At 66.5% G+C, this 15,238-nt stretch carries 14 protein-coding genes; 8 read left to right on the top strand and 6 right to left on the bottom strand.

What is annotated here, in order from left to right:
- Positions 1-110 precede the first annotated feature (110 nt).
- Positions 111-2,606 (top strand): hypothetical protein, encoded by a 2,496-nt coding sequence (locus Q9235_RS00135; protein WP_306224746.1) that lies wholly within the window; start codon positions 111-113, stop codon positions 2,604-2,606.
- Positions 2,607-2,840: 234 nt separating this feature from the next.
- Here the strand turns inward: Q9235_RS00135 and Q9235_RS00130 are convergent, their stop codons facing one another.
- Together Q9235_RS00130 and Q9235_RS00125 are read right to left on the bottom strand one after the other, a co-directional pair.
- A complete protein-coding gene (locus Q9235_RS00130) occupies positions 2,841-3,902 on the bottom strand; it encodes an NAD(P)/FAD-dependent oxidoreductase (protein ID WP_306224745.1) in 1,062 nt (353 codons plus the stop codon).
- Positions 3,903-4,060: 158 nt separating this feature from the next.
- Positions 4,061-4,489 (bottom strand): GlcG/HbpS family heme-binding protein, encoded by a 429-nt coding sequence (locus tag Q9235_RS00125; RefSeq protein ID WP_306224744.1) that lies wholly within the window; start codon positions 4,487-4,489, stop codon positions 4,061-4,063.
- Positions 4,490-4,668: 179 nt separating this feature from the next.
- Here Q9235_RS00125 and lysM point away from each other — a divergent pair, with 179 nt between their 5' ends.
- From lysM to Q9235_RS00090, 7 genes are all read left to right on the top strand, one after another.
- Entirely contained in the window at positions 4,669-5,109 is a 441-nt protein-coding gene (gene lysM / locus Q9235_RS00120) for a peptidoglycan-binding protein LysM (RefSeq protein WP_257732329.1), read from the top strand.
- Positions 5,110-5,255: 146 nt separating this feature from the next.
- Positions 5,256-5,573, top strand: a complete 318-nt coding sequence (locus tag Q9235_RS00115) for a rhodanese-like domain-containing protein (RefSeq protein WP_306224743.1) — start codon at positions 5,256-5,258, stop codon at positions 5,571-5,573.
- Positions 5,574-5,629: 56 nt separating this feature from the next.
- Positions 5,630-6,589: a YiiG family protein gene (locus Q9235_RS00110; RefSeq protein ID WP_306224742.1), complete on the top strand. Its 960-nt coding sequence runs from the start codon at positions 5,630-5,632 to the stop codon at positions 6,587-6,589.
- 101 nt (positions 6,590-6,690) lie between these two features.
- Positions 6,691-9,000 carry a xanthine dehydrogenase family protein molybdopterin-binding subunit gene (locus Q9235_RS00105; protein ID WP_306224741.1) on the top strand — a complete coding sequence of 770 codons (2,310 nt, stop codon included), beginning with the start codon at positions 6,691-6,693 and terminating at the stop codon, positions 8,998-9,000.
- A gap of 131 nt (positions 9,001-9,131) precedes the next feature.
- Positions 9,132-9,563 carry a c-type cytochrome gene (locus Q9235_RS00100; protein ID WP_306224740.1) on the top strand — a complete coding sequence of 144 codons (432 nt, stop codon included), beginning with the start codon at positions 9,132-9,134 and terminating at the stop codon, positions 9,561-9,563.
- Positions 9,564-9,750: 187 nt separating this feature from the next.
- Positions 9,751-10,686 (top strand): c-type cytochrome, encoded by a 936-nt coding sequence (locus Q9235_RS00095; protein WP_422678412.1) that lies wholly within the window; start codon positions 9,751-9,753, stop codon positions 10,684-10,686.
- A gap of 12 nt (positions 10,687-10,698) precedes the next feature.
- Positions 10,699-11,220 (top strand): HAD family hydrolase, encoded by a 522-nt coding sequence (locus Q9235_RS00090; RefSeq protein ID WP_306224738.1) that lies wholly within the window; start codon positions 10,699-10,701, stop codon positions 11,218-11,220.
- A gap of 90 nt (positions 11,221-11,310) precedes the next feature.
- On the opposite strand, the gene Q9235_RS00085 is transcribed toward Q9235_RS00090, so the two are convergent.
- The 4 genes from Q9235_RS00085 to Q9235_RS00070 all read right to left on the bottom strand — a co-directional run bounded on the left by Q9235_RS00085 (position 11,311) and on the right by Q9235_RS00070 (position 15,201).
- Positions 11,311-12,480, bottom strand: a complete 1,170-nt coding sequence (locus Q9235_RS00085; protein WP_306224737.1) for a GGDEF domain-containing protein — start codon at positions 12,478-12,480, stop codon at positions 11,311-11,313.
- A 177-nt stretch (positions 12,481-12,657) separates the two neighbouring features.
- Positions 12,658-13,278, bottom strand: a complete 621-nt coding sequence (locus tag Q9235_RS00080; RefSeq protein WP_199091747.1) for a helix-turn-helix domain-containing protein — start codon at positions 13,276-13,278, stop codon at positions 12,658-12,660.
- Positions 13,279-13,377: 99 nt separating this feature from the next.
- Entirely contained in the window at positions 13,378-14,301 is a 924-nt protein-coding gene (locus tag Q9235_RS00075; protein WP_306224736.1) for a DMT family transporter, read from the bottom strand.
- Positions 14,302-14,421: 120 nt separating this feature from the next.
- Positions 14,422-15,201, bottom strand: coding sequence for an SDR family oxidoreductase (locus Q9235_RS00070; RefSeq protein ID WP_306224735.1), 780 nt, complete (start codon positions 15,199-15,201; stop codon positions 14,422-14,424).
- Between the last annotated feature and the right edge of the window lie 37 nt (positions 15,202-15,238).

Here is a 15,238-nt window from a genome sequence, read left to right as displayed (position 1 = left end):
ATCACGTTCAGATTCGGTTCAGGTACGCAGCGTCATGGTCCGGCCACTGACAGGGCTGGAGACAGGATCCCAGAGCGGGACCGTTCGTGCCGAGGACCGTGGGGGTCCAGTTGAGACGCGTTGATGCAAGGGGCGCCGGCTACCTGCTGGCGGCCATCGGTTTCGTCGTGGCATGGGGCATCCTGTGCTGGCCCTGGCTTTCGGGGGCGGTGACGATTCCGTTCGACGCGAAGGCGCATTTCCAGGCGCAGGTGCAGTTCCTCGCCAACGCGATCCATACCGGCCAGTCGCCCTTCTGGAACCACAACGTCTTCGCCGGCTCGCCGCAGATCGCCGATCCGCAATCGCTGATCTTCTCGCCCGCGATCCTGCTCGCGCTGATCTCGCCGGCGCCGAGCTTCCGCCAGGTCGATGCCTATGTGCTGGCGCATCTGCTCGCCGGTGGGCTCGCCCTCCTGATGTTCTTCCGCGATCGCGGCTGGCATCCGGCCGGCGGCCTGATGGCGGCGCTGGTCTTCGCTTTCGGCGCCTCGGCAGCCTGGCGCATCCAGCATGTCGGGCAGATCGCGAGTTATGCCTTTTTCGCGATCGCCTTCTGGCTGACGGCGCGGATGCTGCAGCGCTCCTCGATCCTGTCCGGCGTCCTCGCCGGCCTTGCGGCCGGCATGATGGTGCTGGAGCCGGACCAGGTCGCGCTGCTCGGCGGCTATGTGCTGGTCGCGATGGTGGTGGCGCACTGGGTCTCCGGCGGCTGGGCCGGCTTCCGGGCGAGCCTCCTGCCGATCGCCGCCGCAAGCGTGGTCGGCATCGCCGTCATCGCGCTGCCGCTGCTCTGGACCTGGCTCTTCGCCGAGGCGACGACGCGGCCCGAGATCGATTTTGCGATCGCGGCGCGCGGCTCGCTGCATCCGATGTCGCTGCTTTCCGCCTTCGTCGGCGATCTGTTCGGCGCCAAGGACCCGGCTGTCGAGTTCTGGGGGCCTTATGGCGATGCGCGGGTGCTCTATCTCTCGCAGAACATGGCGCAGGTCTATTTCGGCGCGCTGCCGCTACTGCTGCTGCTTGCGCCGGGCGTCACGCGCGGCTGGCTCTGGGACAAGTCGGTGCGTCCGCTGACGTTGATGCTTGTCTTCATGGTGCTGTTCGCGCTTGGCCGTTACACGCCGCTGTTCCACCTGACCTACGAATACCTGCCCGGCGTGAAGCAGTTCCGCCGGCCGGCCGACGCGACCTTCCTGATCGGCGGCATCGCGGCGATCCTTTCGGGCTATGTGCTGCATCGCATCCTGACGGCCGAGGCTGGCACCTCGTTCCGGCGCGACATGCTGATCGGAGCGGCGCTGGTCCTAGGGACGATCGTGCTCGCGCTTGGCGTCTCGCGCGGCTGGGGCCATCTCGCCGACGCCTGGAAGCCGGTGGCGATGGCGCTCGGCTGGTTCGCGCTGGCGGGCGGGGCGTTCTTCATCCTGCAGCGCTGGCGCGGCGCGCTCGGCACGGCGGCTGCGGCCGTGCTGGTCACCGGCGTGGTGGCGGCCGATCTCGGCGTCAACAATGGCCCGAACGAATCGACCGCGCTCTCGCCGCAGATGTACGACGTGCTCGATTCCCGCACGAAGAACGACACCATCGCGCTGCTGAAGAAATTGACCTCGCAGCCCGAGGGCTCGCCGCGGCGCGACCGGGTCGAATTGCTCGGCATGGGCTTCGAATGGCCGAATGTCGGCATGGTCCACGGCTTCGACCATACGCTGGGTTACAACCCGCTGCGCCTGGAGGACTTTTCGGAGGCCGTCGGCACGGGGGACGGCATCGCCAAGCCGGCGGATCGCAAGTTCACGCCGCTGTTCCCATCCTATCGCAGCCGGCTCGCGAACCTGCTGGGCCTGCGCTACATCGCCTCGCCAGTCCCGATCGAGCAGGTCGACCGTGCGCTCGGCGAGAACGATCTCACCCTGATCGCCCGGACGAAGCAGGGCTATGTCTACGAGAACCCGCGGGCGCTGCCGCGCGTGCAATTCGTCGGCGGCTGGCAGTTTGCCGATTTCGAGAGCATGAAGCTGTCGGGCCGCTGGCCGGAGACCGACCCGACCCAGGCCGTGCTGCTCGATACCGAGCCGCCCGTCGCGACGCCGGAAGGACCGGTCACGACCCAGGCCGAAGTCAAGCTGACGCGCTATCTCAATGCCCAGGTCGAGATCGAGGTCACAACCCCGGTCGCGGGCTTCGTGGTGCTCAACGACGTCTGGCATCCGTGGTGGAAGGCAGAGGTCGACGGCGTCGAGACCGAGATCCTGCGGGCCAACGTGCTGTTCCGCGCCGTGCAGGTGCCGGCCGGCACGCATAAGGTGCGCTTTAGCTTCCAGCCGCTCTGGGGCGCGCTGGCCGAGCTGAGGGCGCGCATCGAGCCGCAGGAGCCGGACGATACCCTGCCGCCGGCGCCGCGCCATGACGAGCCGCAGATCGTCACCGCACCGGGCGAGATCCCGAAGCTGGCCGGGCCGTCCGAGAGCGTGCGCAATTCGCTGGGCCTGGGCACCCCCCAGGGGCCGGCGACGCGTAACGGCACCGCCGCCGCGCATATCCCCGGCGACGCTGTCGCGCATTGAAAAAGCCGCGGTGGGTGCCGCGGCTTTCAGATCATTGAGATAGCGGTGTCATCCCGTGTGCGCTGCGGCATGTGAATGCCGCCGCACAGACACGGGAGCGTTCCCCGGAGGAGGCGCCCCTTGCAGCGATTGTGAGAAACGGAGCCCCAATCGGCATGCGGTCCCGTGTCTGCGCAGCAGCGTTTCACGCTGCGGCGCGCACGGGATGACACGCTTCATCCAAGAAAGACTCGCTCAGGCGACGCCGAGCTTCTTCTGCAGGCTCGTCGAGGAGGTCGTGTACTGGAAGGTCAGCCGCTTCTCCGGATAGACGTAGCGGTGAACCTTCTGGGCGCAGAGCGCCGCCTCGTGGAAGCCCGAGAGGATGAGCTTGAGCTTGCCCGGATAGGTGTTGATGTCGCCGACGGCGAAGATGCCGGGAACGCTGGTCTCGAACTTCTCGGTATCGACGGGGACGAGGTTCTCGTTGAGGTTCAGACCCCAGTCGGCGATCGGGCCGAGCTTCATCGTCAGCCCGAAGAAGGGCAGCAGCGTATCGCAGGCGACCTCGAAAGGCTCGTTATCGGTGCCGCGGCAGATGACCGCCTCGAGCTTGCCGCCCTCACCCTTGAGCCCGGTGACCTGGCCGAGCTTCATGTCCATCTTGCCCTCGGCGACGAGGCTGCGCATCTGCTCGACCGAATGCGGCGCGGCGCGGAAATCGTCGCGGCGGTGCATCAGCGTGACGCGGTTGGCGATCGGCTGGAGGTTCAGCGTCCAGTCGAGCGCGGAATCGCCGCCGCCGACGATCAGGATGTTGCGGCCGCGGAAGGCTTCCATCTTGCGCACGGCATAGAAGACCGAGCCGCTCTCGTAGCCTTCGATGCCTGGAATCGGCGGCTTCTTGGGCTGGAAGGAGCCGCCGCCGGCGGCGATGATCACGGTCTTGGTGTCGAAGACGGTGCCGGCATCGGTGGTGACGCGGAAGCGCGGCGCCTCGGCGGTGCCGGTCGGCTCGACCGCCTCGATCATCTGGTTGAGATGGAAGGTCGGCCCGAACGGCTTGATCTGTTCGAGCAGGTTGTCGACCAGCGCCTGGCCGGTGACCATCGGGAAGCCGGGGATGTCGTAGATCGGCTTCTCCGGATAGAGTTCCGCGCATTGTCCGCCGACTTTCGGCAGGATGTCGACGAGATGGGCGCGGATATCGAGCAGGCCGAGTTCGAAGACGGCGAAGAGGCCGCAAGGGCCGGCGCCGACGATGACGACGTCGGTGGTGATGACTTCGTTTTCGTTGGCGGCAGCCGCGTCGCTCATGTTTCTACCTTCGAGCCGGTCCAAACTGTCCGATTTAACGAACTCGCGCGCAGGACATGAGGCTTCGAAGGCCGGTTTGCAAGTGCAAAATGCGGAATCGATGGGGCACTCGAGGGCAGGGGAAGAGCGTTCTCTTTCCCCCGCCTGCCGGAGTGGAATCAGGCTCCGGTATCGGCCTTGAGCCCGGCGGCAGCGATGCCGGCGCAGGCGGCGGCCTCGTCATTGTCGGAGGTGTCGCCGGAAATACCGACCGCACCGAGCAGCGTACCCTCGGGGGAGCGGATCAGCACGCCACCGGGAACCGGAACCAGCGAACCGCCGACCGCATGGGTCGCTGCCTCGACGAAATAGGGGCGGTCGAGCGCCATCTTGTGGATCGCCCGCGAGCCGATGCCGAGCGCGACCGCGCCATGCGCCTTGCCGAGCGCGATCTCGCCGCGCTTCAGGCTGGTGCCGTCCTGCGCGGCGAAGGCCTTATGCGCGCCCCGCGCGTCGAGGACGGCGATGGCGAGTGCCTTGAAGCCGTTCGATTCGGCATGGCCGAGCGCGGTCTGGAGAATGGTCTGGGCCTGGGCGAGGGTCAGCATTGGAAAACTCCGCTTTCGTCTGCGACGTTCTTGCCAGCCGTCGGCGGCGCAGGAAAGGCCGTTCGGGCGCGCTTCTTCGCAATCAGTGCTAGCCGGCAAGCAAAACACCTTTTCCATGTCGACTTGCATAGGGCCGCCCGACAGGGCTTGATAGCGCCGCGACACGCGGAGGTTTACTCATGGGTCTGTTCAGTTTCATCAAGGATGCCGGCGCCAAGATTTTCGGCGGCTCGGCCAAGGCGGCGACCGCCGATGATCTCCAGAAGGAGCTCGCAGGGCACGGACTGCCGTCCGACGTCAACATCCAGATCGACGGCGACAAGGTGAAGGTGTCCGGCAAGGCCGTTTCGACGGAAGAGGCGGAGAAGATCATTCTCGCGCTCGGCAACACCACCGGCGTGGCCCAGGTCGAGTCCGACCTCGCCGTGACCAAGGAGGCCGCGGCCGCGGTGTTCTACACGGTGAAGAAGGGCGACACGCTCTGGAAGATCGCCGAGGAGCATTACGGCAAGGGCCAGGGCGCCAAGTACACCGAGATCGTCAAGGCCAACACGCCGCCGGTCAAGAATCCCGACCTGATCCAGCCCGGCTGGGTCCTTCGCATTCCGCCGAAGGCCTGAGGGCTTTCAGCGAGAAGGCAGCCGTGCGCCTCGGGCTCACGGCTGCCTTTCGCTTTTGGCATCTTGAGGCGCTTCCGAACGGTGGCGCCTGCTCGGTTGCCGACCTATCTCAACGGCTCGCCCGGCCGAGCTGGAGTAGCCTGCCCATGATCGTGAACGACCTCGATATCGACGCCGTGAAGGCGGGCCTGGGCGACGGCTCCATCCTGCTGGTCGACGTGCGCGAGCCCCATGAATTTGCTGCCGGCCATATCCCGGGCTCGGTGTCGCGCCCGCTTTCGCAATTCGATCCCGCCGACCTGCCGAACGAGCCGGGCAAGCGCATCGTGCTCTCCTGCGCGGCGGGCGTGCGCTCGCGGCGTGCGCTCGAATTCGCGCAGTCGGCCGGGCTCGACATCGACAGCCACTACGCGGGCGGCTTCAAGGACTGGCTGATGCATGGCGAACCGGTGGCGCAGGATTGAGGGCCTGAAGCCCGATCCACGCCTGGCACCGCCTGCAAGACTAAGGATACGAGACCATGCTGACCCGAGCTTTTTTCCTGAGCGCCGCCTGCGCCGCCGCGCTGCTTATCGCCGCGCCCGGCGCGGGCTGGGCGCAGGGCGTGGCGACCATGCCGGCCGGCAGCGCCAGCAAGGCTGGCGACGACGACCTCCAGGCCGCGATCACCAAGTCGAACGCCTATACCGGGCTGATGAACCGCACGCTGCGGGCGATACAGTCCTGGGAGCGCTATGGCAGTTGGGTCGACATGAAGAAGGGCCCGACCGGCAAGGAGCGCTACATCACCTACGGGCTCTACAGCCTCTATGACGTCAACAGCGAGATCGCGAAGGCCGAAGAGGCGATGGCGCGCGAGCCGAAGCTGCCGGCGATCGACGAGACCATGGGCCGCTACATCAAGGCCTATCAGGATCTGGCGCCGCTGATCACCAGGGCCGAGCGCTATTACGACCGCAAGGACTATCGCGACGACAACCTCGCCGAGGGCCAGAAGCTGCATGGGCTGATGGTGCCGGCCGCCAGGACCTTCCTGGAGGAGCGCTCCAAGCTCGATGCGCTGATGCGCGTCTACAAGCGCGGCCTCGATCAGCGCGAGCTCGCTTCGGTCGAACAGCGCGAGGGCAAGTCGGCACGCTGGCAGGTGCGCAACATCATGATCAATGCGCGCGCCGTGATGGACCTGATGCCGAGCAACGAGAGCCCGATCGTCGATCTCAAGACGTTCAACGCCGCGGTCGCCGATTATGCCGGAGCGGTCCGCGAGATGGACGCGTTCAAGGACAAGGAGCCCAAGGGCGTACCCTTCATCGAGAGCCAGGCCAGCTCCTGGCTCGGCAAGCTGCGCGATTTCAGCGACAAGCTCGCCAAGAGCAAGGGCGACGTCCGGCGCGGCGCGGCCAACGACGCCAACTGGATCGTCAACAACTACAACACCATGGTCTCGCTCTCGGAGACGGCCATCCGCATGTCGCGTTGAGTTCGATGCGTGCCGCGCATTCCCGGCGCGTGAAGCGCCGGGGCTGACGTGGCGCGTTTTATGCTCCAGTCTTTCATCAGACCAAACTGAGGATATGCCTCATGCGTCCCATGAAATTCGGTTTCGGCCAGCCGGTGCGGCGGGTCGAGGATCAGCGCCTGACGACCGGTACCGGCCGCTATACGGACGACATAGCGGCAGATGGCGCGCTGCATGCCTTCGTGCTGCGCTCGCCTTACGCCCATGCCCGGTTCACGGTCGCGGATGTCGAGACCGCGCGGAAGATGAAGGGCGTCAAGCTCGTCCTCACCGGCGCCGATGTCTCCCAGTACGGCGACCTGCCCTGCAAGGGGCATGTGAAGACGATCTCCGGCGAGATGTCGAAATCCCTGCCGGTCCCGGTTCTGCCGACCGATACGGTCCGTCATGTCGGCGAGGCCGTCGCCTTCATCGTCGCGGAAACGCTGGCGCAGGCGCGAGACGCGGCCGAAGCCATCGCCATCGACTGGGACCCGCTCCCGGCTGTGACCGGCATCGCCGAAGCTCTTGAAAGCGACGCACCGCAGGTCTGGCCGGACCGGGCCGGCAATGTCGCCTTCGAGGCCGAGCAGGGCGATCGCGAGAGGACCGAGAAGGCCTTCGCCAAGGCGGCGCGGACCGTCTCGCTCACCGTCGTCAACAACCGGCTCGCCTCCAACTACATGGAGACGCGCGCCTGCATCGCCGAATATGACAAGGCCGACAAGCGCTGGACCCTGACGCTGGGCAGCCAGGGCAGCCATGGCATGCGCGACCTGATCGCGACCTATGTGCTCAAGGTCGATCCCAAGCGCATCCGCGTGGTGACGCCGGATGTCGGCGGCGGCTTCGGCACCAAGATCTTTCTCTATCGCGAATATCCGCTGGCGATGATCGCCGCGGAAAAGCTGAAGCGCCCGGTGCGCTGGGTCGCCGACCGCAACGAGCATTTCCTCGCCGACACGCACGGCCGCGCCAATCTCGCGACGGCGACGATGGCGCTCGACGCCAAGGGCAAGTTCATCGCCCTCAAGGTCGATCTCTCGGCCGAGATGGGCGCCTATCTCTCGCAATATGGGCCTTTCATCCCCTGGGTCGGCACCACGATGACGCCGGGTTGCTACAATATCCCGGCCGTGCATGTCGTGTTCCGGGGCGTGCTGACCCACACGACGCCGGTCGATGCCTATCGCGGCGCAGGCCGCCCCGAAGCGGCCTACCTGATCGAGCGGCTGGTCGATGCGATCGCGCGCGAGACCGGCAAGACACCGGACGCGGTCAGGGCGCAGAACTTCGTCAAGCCGTCCGAGATGCCGCACAAGACGCAGACCGGCCCGGTCTACGATTCCGGCGAGTTCGAGGGTCATATGCGCCGCGCCATGGATGTCGCCGACTGGAAGGGCTTCAAGGCCCGCCAGAAGGCCTCGGCCAAGGCCGGCAAGATCCGCGGCATCGGCATGGCCAGCTATATCGAGGCCTGCGGCGGTGGCGGGCCGGAGAGCTCGACCGTGATCCTGGAGAAGGACGGCACCGTCACCGTGCTGATCGGCACGCAGTCGAACGGGCAGGGGCACGAGACCGCCTATTCGCAACTCGTCTCGCAGCATCTCGACATTCCGATGGATCGCATCCGCGTCGTGCAGGGCGACACCGACCGGGTCGAGACCGGCTCGGGCACCGGCGGCTCGCGCTCGATTCCCGTGGGAGGCGCTGCGCTCGACAAGGCCACGGGCATCCTGACCGACAACCTCAAGCAACTCGCCTCCGAGAAGCTCGAGGCTGCTGTCGGCGATCTCGAGATCGCCGACGGTGCCGTGCGGATCGTCGGCACCGACAAGTCGCTCGACCTTGCCGCGATCGCGGCGCTGCCCGGCGCGACACCGGGCCTGCTCAAGGTCCACCAGAGCTGGCAGCCGCCGGAGGCGACCTATCCGAACGGCACCCATGTCTGCGAGCTGGAGATCGATCCGGGCACCGGCGGCACGGAAATCCTCAACTATGTCGTCGTCGACGATTTCGGGGTGACGCTGAACCCGCTGATGCTGCAGGGCCAGGTTCATGGCGGCTCGGCGCAGGGCATCGGCCAGGCGCTGATGGAGGAGATCCGATTCGATCCGGACGGGCAGATGCTGACCGCGACCTTCATGGATTATGCCCTGCCGCGCGCCGTCGACATCCCGAATTTCCATTTCGAGACGCGCAATGTCCGCTGCCTGACCAATGCCATCGGCGTGAAAGGGGCGGGCGAGGCCGGTGCGATCGGTGCCTGCCCGGCGGTGATGAACGCGGTGGTCGATGCGCTCGACCGGGTCGCCGGCATCAAGGCGATGGACATGCCGGCGACGCCGCTCAAGGTGTTCACGGCGCTGAAAGAAGCTGGCTATCGGCTTTGACGCAAGAATGGGCTTGCGCTGTCGCAAGCCCATTCACGCAAAAGCGACTTGGCTGTAGTGCGATCATGGTTTGATCTGGACAAGTTCAAAACAGTGCCGGATGGCGCGGACTTGTGTAAGAGGGGAACTGAATGATCCGCACTGCTCTCGTTCTTGCCGGCCTCGGGCTCGGCCTCACCGCCGTGATGGCACAGTCGAACCCGATCGCGGAACGCAAGGAGGCGATGAAGGCGGTCGGCGCGGCGACACGCGACGGCGCGGCCATGGCCAAGGGCGACGCGGCCTTCGATGCCACCAAGGCGCAGGCGATTTTCAAGACCTATGCCGATGCGGCCAAGAAGATGCCGACCCTGTTCCCGGATTCCTCCAAGACCGGCGGCGAGACCACCGCTGCCCCGAAAATCTGGGAAGACCAGGCGGGGTTCAAAGCGGCCTTCGCCAAGTTCGAGACCGATGCGGCTGCCGGCGCAAGCGTCGCGAACCTCGACGGTTTCCGCACCGCCTTCGGCGCTGCGACGAAGAATTGCGGGACCTGCCACGAGGCCTATCGCATCAAGAAGTGATCGACCTCGCGGTCGGTTCTGGAAGCGGGCGCCAGCGATGGCCGCCCGCTTTTTCATGGGCGGAGGAGCCTTCGCCGCTCACGGGCGTTGGAAACGGGGCAGTTTGGAATTGCTGCGTTTTCAGGGTTGCCGATGCGAGGCCGGCCCGTCCAATCTGTCGACCTGCCGACGGGAGACCTCGATGCTGTTGCTGCGCCGTCTTTTCGTGACCCTCGTGCTGCTGGCGATCGTGGGCTTCGCGGGCTTCTACGTGCTGACCGATCCGCGCGTGGTCTCGCCCTCGCCGGAAGTCGGGGCGCTGCCGGCGGCGGATGTCGAAAACGGCAAGGTGCTGTTCGCGGCCGGCGGCTGCGCCTCCTGCCACGCCACGCCGGGACAGGACGACAAGTTCCGGCTCGGTGGCGGGCTCGCGCTGGAATCGGCCTTCGGCACTTTCCATGCGCCGAACATCTCGCCGCATACGCGCGACGGCATCGGCAATTGGGGCGTACAGGATTTCGTCGATGCGATGGCGGCCGGCGTCTCGCCCTCCGGGCAGCATCTCTACCCTTCCTTCCCCTATACCTCGTACCGGCTGATGCCGCCGAAGGCGCTGGCCGATCTCTTCGCCTATATCCGTACGCTGCCGCCGGTCGAGGGTAAGGCTGCGCCGCATGATCTGCGCTTCCCGTTCAATATCCGCCGGGTGGTCGGCGGCTGGAAGCTGCTGTTCTTCGAGCGCGCGCCCTTCCGCCCCGATGCGAGCAAGAGCGAGGCCTGGAACCGCGGCGCCTATCTCGTCAACGGCCCCGGCCATTGCGCGGAATGCCATTCGAACCGCAATGCGCTCGGCGCCGTCGTGGCCGCGACCCGCTTCGCCGGTGGACCGGACCCGGAAGGCAAAGGCTGGGTGCCGAACATCACGCAGTCCGAGAAGGGGCTGGCCAAATGGTCGAAGGAGGAGATCGCCGAGCTCTTGAAGACCGGCTTCACGCCGAGCTTCGACAGCGTCGGCGGCTCGATGGCCGCGGTGGTGCGCAATACCGCGCTACTGCCCGAGGCCGACCGCATGGCGATGGCGGAGTACCTGAAGTCGCTGCCGGCGATCGAGGGACCGGCGCGGCCGCAGGCCATGACGCCCTGAGGCAGCGGAGACATGCGCTTCAAGGCCTTGATGGTCGATGTCGACGGCGTCGTGATCGTGCATCCCGATCCGCAGGGGTGGGCCGTGCATCTCGAACGCGATCTCGGCCTGCCGCAGAAGCTGCTGCAATCGGCGTTCTTCCAACCGCATTGGCCAGATATCATCATGGGGCGCGCCGGTTTGCGGGAGAGGCTCGGGCCGGTATTGGCCAGGATCGCGCCGGGGCTCGGCGCCGACCGGCTGATCCGCTACTGGTTCGAGAACGATGCCCATCTCGATCACGGCCTGTTGGCACAGCTCGGGCCGATCCGGGCGAGTGGCGTGAAGCTGTATCTCGCCACCGTGCAGGAGCATGAGCGCGCCCGCTACATCTGGGACGAGCTCGCGCTGAAGCAGCATTTCGACGGCATGCACTACGCAGCCGAGCTCGGCTGCACCAAGCCGGACGGTGCCTTCTACCGCGCCGTCGCGGCGCGGAGCGGCTTGTCCCCCCGGCGAGATCTTCTTCATCGACGACAAGCAGGCGAATGTTGACGCGGCGCGCGCCGAGAGATGGAGCGCGGCTTTGTGGGATGGAACCCGGCCGCTGACCGACCTCATCGCGGAGACGGAAGCGTACAGACCCTAGGCCGCCTTCGCGACCGGCTCGGGCAGCGCGGTTTCGATGCGGTTGCGGCCGAGCGTCTTCGCCCGGTACAGCGCGCGATCCGCCGCAGCCAGAAGCGCGGTGAGGTCGACGTCCCGGCCGCTGGCCTCGGCGAGGCCGATGCTGACGGTCGCGGGGATGCCGGGTCCGTCATGCCGCACGGCGGCTTCCGTGAAGCGGCGGGCGATGTCCTGGCCGATCGCATGGGCTTCCGCTGTCCTTGTATCGGGCAGCAAGATCGTGAATTCTTCGCCGCCGAGCCGTGCGCTCATGCTGTCTGGGCCTGCGGCTTCACGGGCAATCTCGGCAAAGAGTCTGAGGATGCGGTCGCCGGCATCATGGCCGTGGCGGTCGTTGATGGCCTTGAAGTGGTCGAGGTCGAAGGCGAGCAGGGAGTGAGAAGCGTCCTTGGCGGCCCGGCTCAGGTGCCGTGGCGCGAGTTCGAAGAAGCCTTGCCGGTTGTTGAGGCCGGTCAGAAAGTCGGTGCGTGCAGTCGCGAGGAGATGAACGCGATCCTCCTCGCGCACGAGGGCGAGTAGCGACATCGACATCGCGACGGTGAACAGCACCGCCTCGTACATCGTGATCTCCGCCGCGAGCGCGAGGATTTCGTCTCCCTGGATCGAAGCGAGGACCGGCACGACGAAGGCGCGAGCGGCATAGAACAGGGCGTGCAGCGCGAAGACGGCGACCGCGATCGGGCGGGAGCGCAGCGCCTGCGCGGTCCGGCTGCGCAGCAATGCGAGGGCGGTCAGGCCCGAGACGATAGCGATCGGGATCGCGCTGACATGGTTCCAGAGGAGTTCGGCCGTGGCGATGCCGCCCGCGAACCAGGCGCTTCCGATCGCGGCCAGGAGCCCGAGCATCGCGGCGGGATGCAGCCTGCGGCCGTCCAGCAGCAAGGCACCCCTGAGCACCAACAGGTAGCCGAGCATCATCGCAAGGTTGGAGATGGCGTAGCCGGAAACGCCGGGCAGGTCCTTGCGGACCAACGACAGGACGCAGCCCAAAGCAAAGGAAGCATAGGCGGAAGCCCAAAGCCCGAGCTCGTCCGCGCGCTGGCCATGACCTTTCCGCTCCCAGAAGGTCATGATGGCGGCGAGGATCGCCGTTCCCGTCGTCAGATACCAGAGAGTCGCGAGATCCATCGGTATCGCTGTCAGCGGTGCCGGCGTTCGGCTTCAGGCATGATCAACTGCTCCCAACACGCCCAACCTTAAGGCGATCTAGCCGAGAGAAGTTAACTTCAGCTTGTGGCAATGCTCGACGGGCGGCAGCAGAGGGGATAACCGGCCGGAGGTCGTCAGGCGGGCCGGAGCGCCGGCCTACTCCATCACCGCAGCCTTGAGGATGCAGACCATCAGGGCGGTTCCGGGTTCGTTGCCGACGCAGCGGACGACATGTCGACGGTCGCAGCGGTAGCGCAGGGTTTCGCCGGCTTTGGCGCGCTGGACGATATCGCCGACCTCGACCTCGAATTCGCCCGAAGTCACCGAGAGCGATTCGATCGAGCCGCGCTGGTGGCCTTCTGAATCGAGCTCACCGCCGGGCTCGGCGCTGACCTCGTACCATTGCAGCCATTCGACCGTCTTGATCCAGCCGACGATGGCGAGGCGCAGCTTGCCGTCCTCGGAGACGAGGATCGGCGTGTCGGCCCGTGTGGTCTTCTCGATGAAGGGTTCTTCCTCGCCGCTGGAAAGGACGCGCTCGATTGAGATGTCGAGCGCCTGCGACAGCCGCCAGATCGTCGCCAATGTCGGGTTGGTCTCGTTGCGCTCGATCTGGCTGATGATCGACTTGGCGACGCCGGACTGCTCGGCGAGGTCGGAGAGCGAGAAATTGTAGGCCTTGCGCAGGCGCTGGATGGTCTTGCCGAGCTGGCCCGAGATGACCTGAGCCCCGGATTCAAGCTCCCGCCCGCCGCGCTCCTTCGTCTCGATTCCCATGCATCCGGCCCCTTTTCGACTGTGGCGTCGTTTGTAACGGCGGACGATCGTTTGAACAAGCGAACTGTGCCGGACGCAGGACTTTCGGTTCGCTCGTCCTCAGATCATGCGGCTGGGGCCGACCTCGCGCTGCTCGCGACGGGCGAGGCCGAGCTGACGTTCGCGCAGGATCACGTAGATGCCGGAGGCGATGACGATGGTCGCGCCGATCAGGATCGCCAGCGCCGGCCATTCGCCGAACCAGAACCAGCCGATCGCGACGGCCCAGAGCATGGTGGAGTATTCGAAGGGCGCGATCAGCGAGGCGTCGCCATAGCGATAGGCCTGGACGATCAGGATCTGGCCGAGCCCGCCGAGAATGCCGATCAGGACCATCATCGCCGCGTCCTGGAGGTTGGGCATGTTCCAGCCGAGCAGGATGGTCGTGAGGCCGAGCAGGCTGGTCAGCAGCATGAAGTAGAACACGATCGCGCCGGTGCGCTCGGTCGCGGTCAGGAGCCGCACCTCGACCGAGGCGAAGGCCGAGCAGAAGGCGCCGGCGAGACCGAGCATGGCGCCAAGCGCGGCATTGCCACCGACGGGGTGGGCGCCCGCACCCAGATGCGGCGAAAGCATGATGAGCACGCCGACGAAGCCGATCGTCACGGCGCTCCAGCGGTAGATGCGAACCCGTTCCTTGAGCACGAGCGCGGCCAGCACCACCACGGCGAGCGGCGCGGCATAGCCGATGGCGACGGCCTCCGAGAGCGGCAGGAACTGCAGGGCCGCGAAGCCGCAGAACATGCCGGTCGAGCCCATGATGCCGCGCTTGAGATGGCCGCGCAGGTTGCTGGTCTTCAGGGCGTGAGGCAGCTCGGAGCGCCAGGCCAGCCAGATGAGCAGCGGAATCATCGCGAAGAACGAGCGGATGAAGACGATCTCGCCGGTCGGGTAGCGTGTCGAGATCGACTTGATCCCGGCCGACATCAGCGTGAAGGCCAGCGCCGAGACCAGCTTGAGGGTGATGCCGAGGAAAGGGGACAAAGCGCGCGGCCGGGAGCTGGAACGGTTTCGAGCGAAACCGTCGCTCCTTAGAGCATGTCGAGGCCGGGAAGCGAAGCGAGAACTCTGCAACCCGGCCAAGTCATTGATGTGGGAACGGCGTCAGAACGTGCCGCGGAAGGCGCCGCCGTCGATCAGGAAGTTCTGACCGGTGAGGTAGCCGGCATGGGCGCTGGCGACGAAGGCGCAGAGCTTGCCGAATTCGTCGGGCGTGCCGAGGCGGCCGGCAGGAACCGCGGCGAGCCGGTTCTTGGTGGCCTGCTCGATGCTGATGCCCTGCATTTCGGCAACCTTGTTGGTGGCGGTCTTGATCCGGTCGGTGTCGAACACGCCGGGCAGGATGTTGTTGATGGTGACATTGGCATGCGCGACCTCGCGGGCGACGCCCGAGAGGAAGGCGGTGAGGCCGGCGCGCGCGGCCGAGGAGACGTCGAGTCCGGTCAGCGGGGTCACGACGCTCGCCGAGGTGATGTTGATGATCCGGCCGAAGCCGCGCTCGACCATGCCGTCGATGACGCGCTGCACCAGCTCCAGCGGGGTCGCCATGTTCTGGACCACGCCTTCGAGCAGGCCTTCGCGCGTCACCTGGCGGAATGGCTTGGGCGGCGGGCCGCCATTGTTGTTGACGAGAATGTCGGGATTGGGAGCCGCCGCGAGCAGGGCATCCTGGCCGGCCTTGGTCGAGACGTCGGCGACGACGGCGATGACGGTCGCACCCGTCGCGGCGCGGATCGCAGCGGCGGTCGCCTCGAGCGTCTTGGCGTCGCGGCCGTTGATGACGACGGTGCAGCCGGCCTGCGCCAGCGCCTCGGCGCAACCGCGGCCCAGCCCCTTGCTGGAGGCGCAGATGATGGCCGTGCGGCCGGCAATTCCCAGATCCATGATGGTCTCCGATCAGCGTCGAGGTATTCGAGGCCTT

The sequence above is a fragment of the Bosea beijingensis genome (genome assembly GCF_030758975.1).
GTDB lineage: Bacteria > Pseudomonadota > Alphaproteobacteria > Rhizobiales > Beijerinckiaceae > Allobosea > Allobosea beijingensis.
This window is presented reverse-complemented; position numbering and strand designations above follow the sequence as displayed.

Bases quoted from the DNA above. Each gene is read 5' to 3' on its own strand.
- Q9235_RS00130 (WP_306224745.1), bottom strand. From the start codon at position 3,902: ATGAGCGACGCGGCTGCCGCCAACGAAAACGAAGTCATCACCACCGAC.
- Q9235_RS00125 (WP_306224744.1), bottom strand. From the start codon at position 4,489: ATGCTGACCCTCGCCCAGGCCCAGACCATTCTCCAGACCGCGCTCGGC.
- lysM (WP_257732329.1), top strand. From the start codon at position 4,669: ATGGGTCTGTTCAGTTTCATCAAGGATGCCGGCGCCAAGATTTTCGGC.
- Q9235_RS00115 (WP_306224743.1), top strand. From the start codon at position 5,256: ATGATCGTGAACGACCTCGATATCGACGCCGTGAAGGCGGGCCTGGGC.
- Q9235_RS00110 (WP_306224742.1), top strand. From the start codon at position 5,630: ATGCTGACCCGAGCTTTTTTCCTGAGCGCCGCCTGCGCCGCCGCGCTG.
- Q9235_RS00105 (WP_306224741.1), top strand. From the start codon at position 6,691: ATGCGTCCCATGAAATTCGGTTTCGGCCAGCCGGTGCGGCGGGTCGAG.
- Q9235_RS00100 (WP_306224740.1), top strand. From the start codon at position 9,132: ATGATCCGCACTGCTCTCGTTCTTGCCGGCCTCGGGCTCGGCCTCACC.
- Q9235_RS00090 (WP_306224738.1), top strand. From the start codon at position 10,699: ATGCGCTTCAAGGCCTTGATGGTCGATGTCGACGGCGTCGTGATCGTG.
- Q9235_RS00085 (WP_306224737.1), bottom strand. From the start codon at position 12,480: ATGGATCTCGCGACTCTCTGGTATCTGACGACGGGAACGGCGATCCTC.
- Q9235_RS00080 (WP_199091747.1), bottom strand. From the start codon at position 13,278: ATGGGAATCGAGACGAAGGAGCGCGGCGGGCGGGAGCTTGAATCCGGG.
- Q9235_RS00070 (WP_306224735.1), bottom strand. From the start codon at position 15,201: ATGGATCTGGGAATTGCCGGCCGCACGGCCATCATCTGCGCCTCCAGC.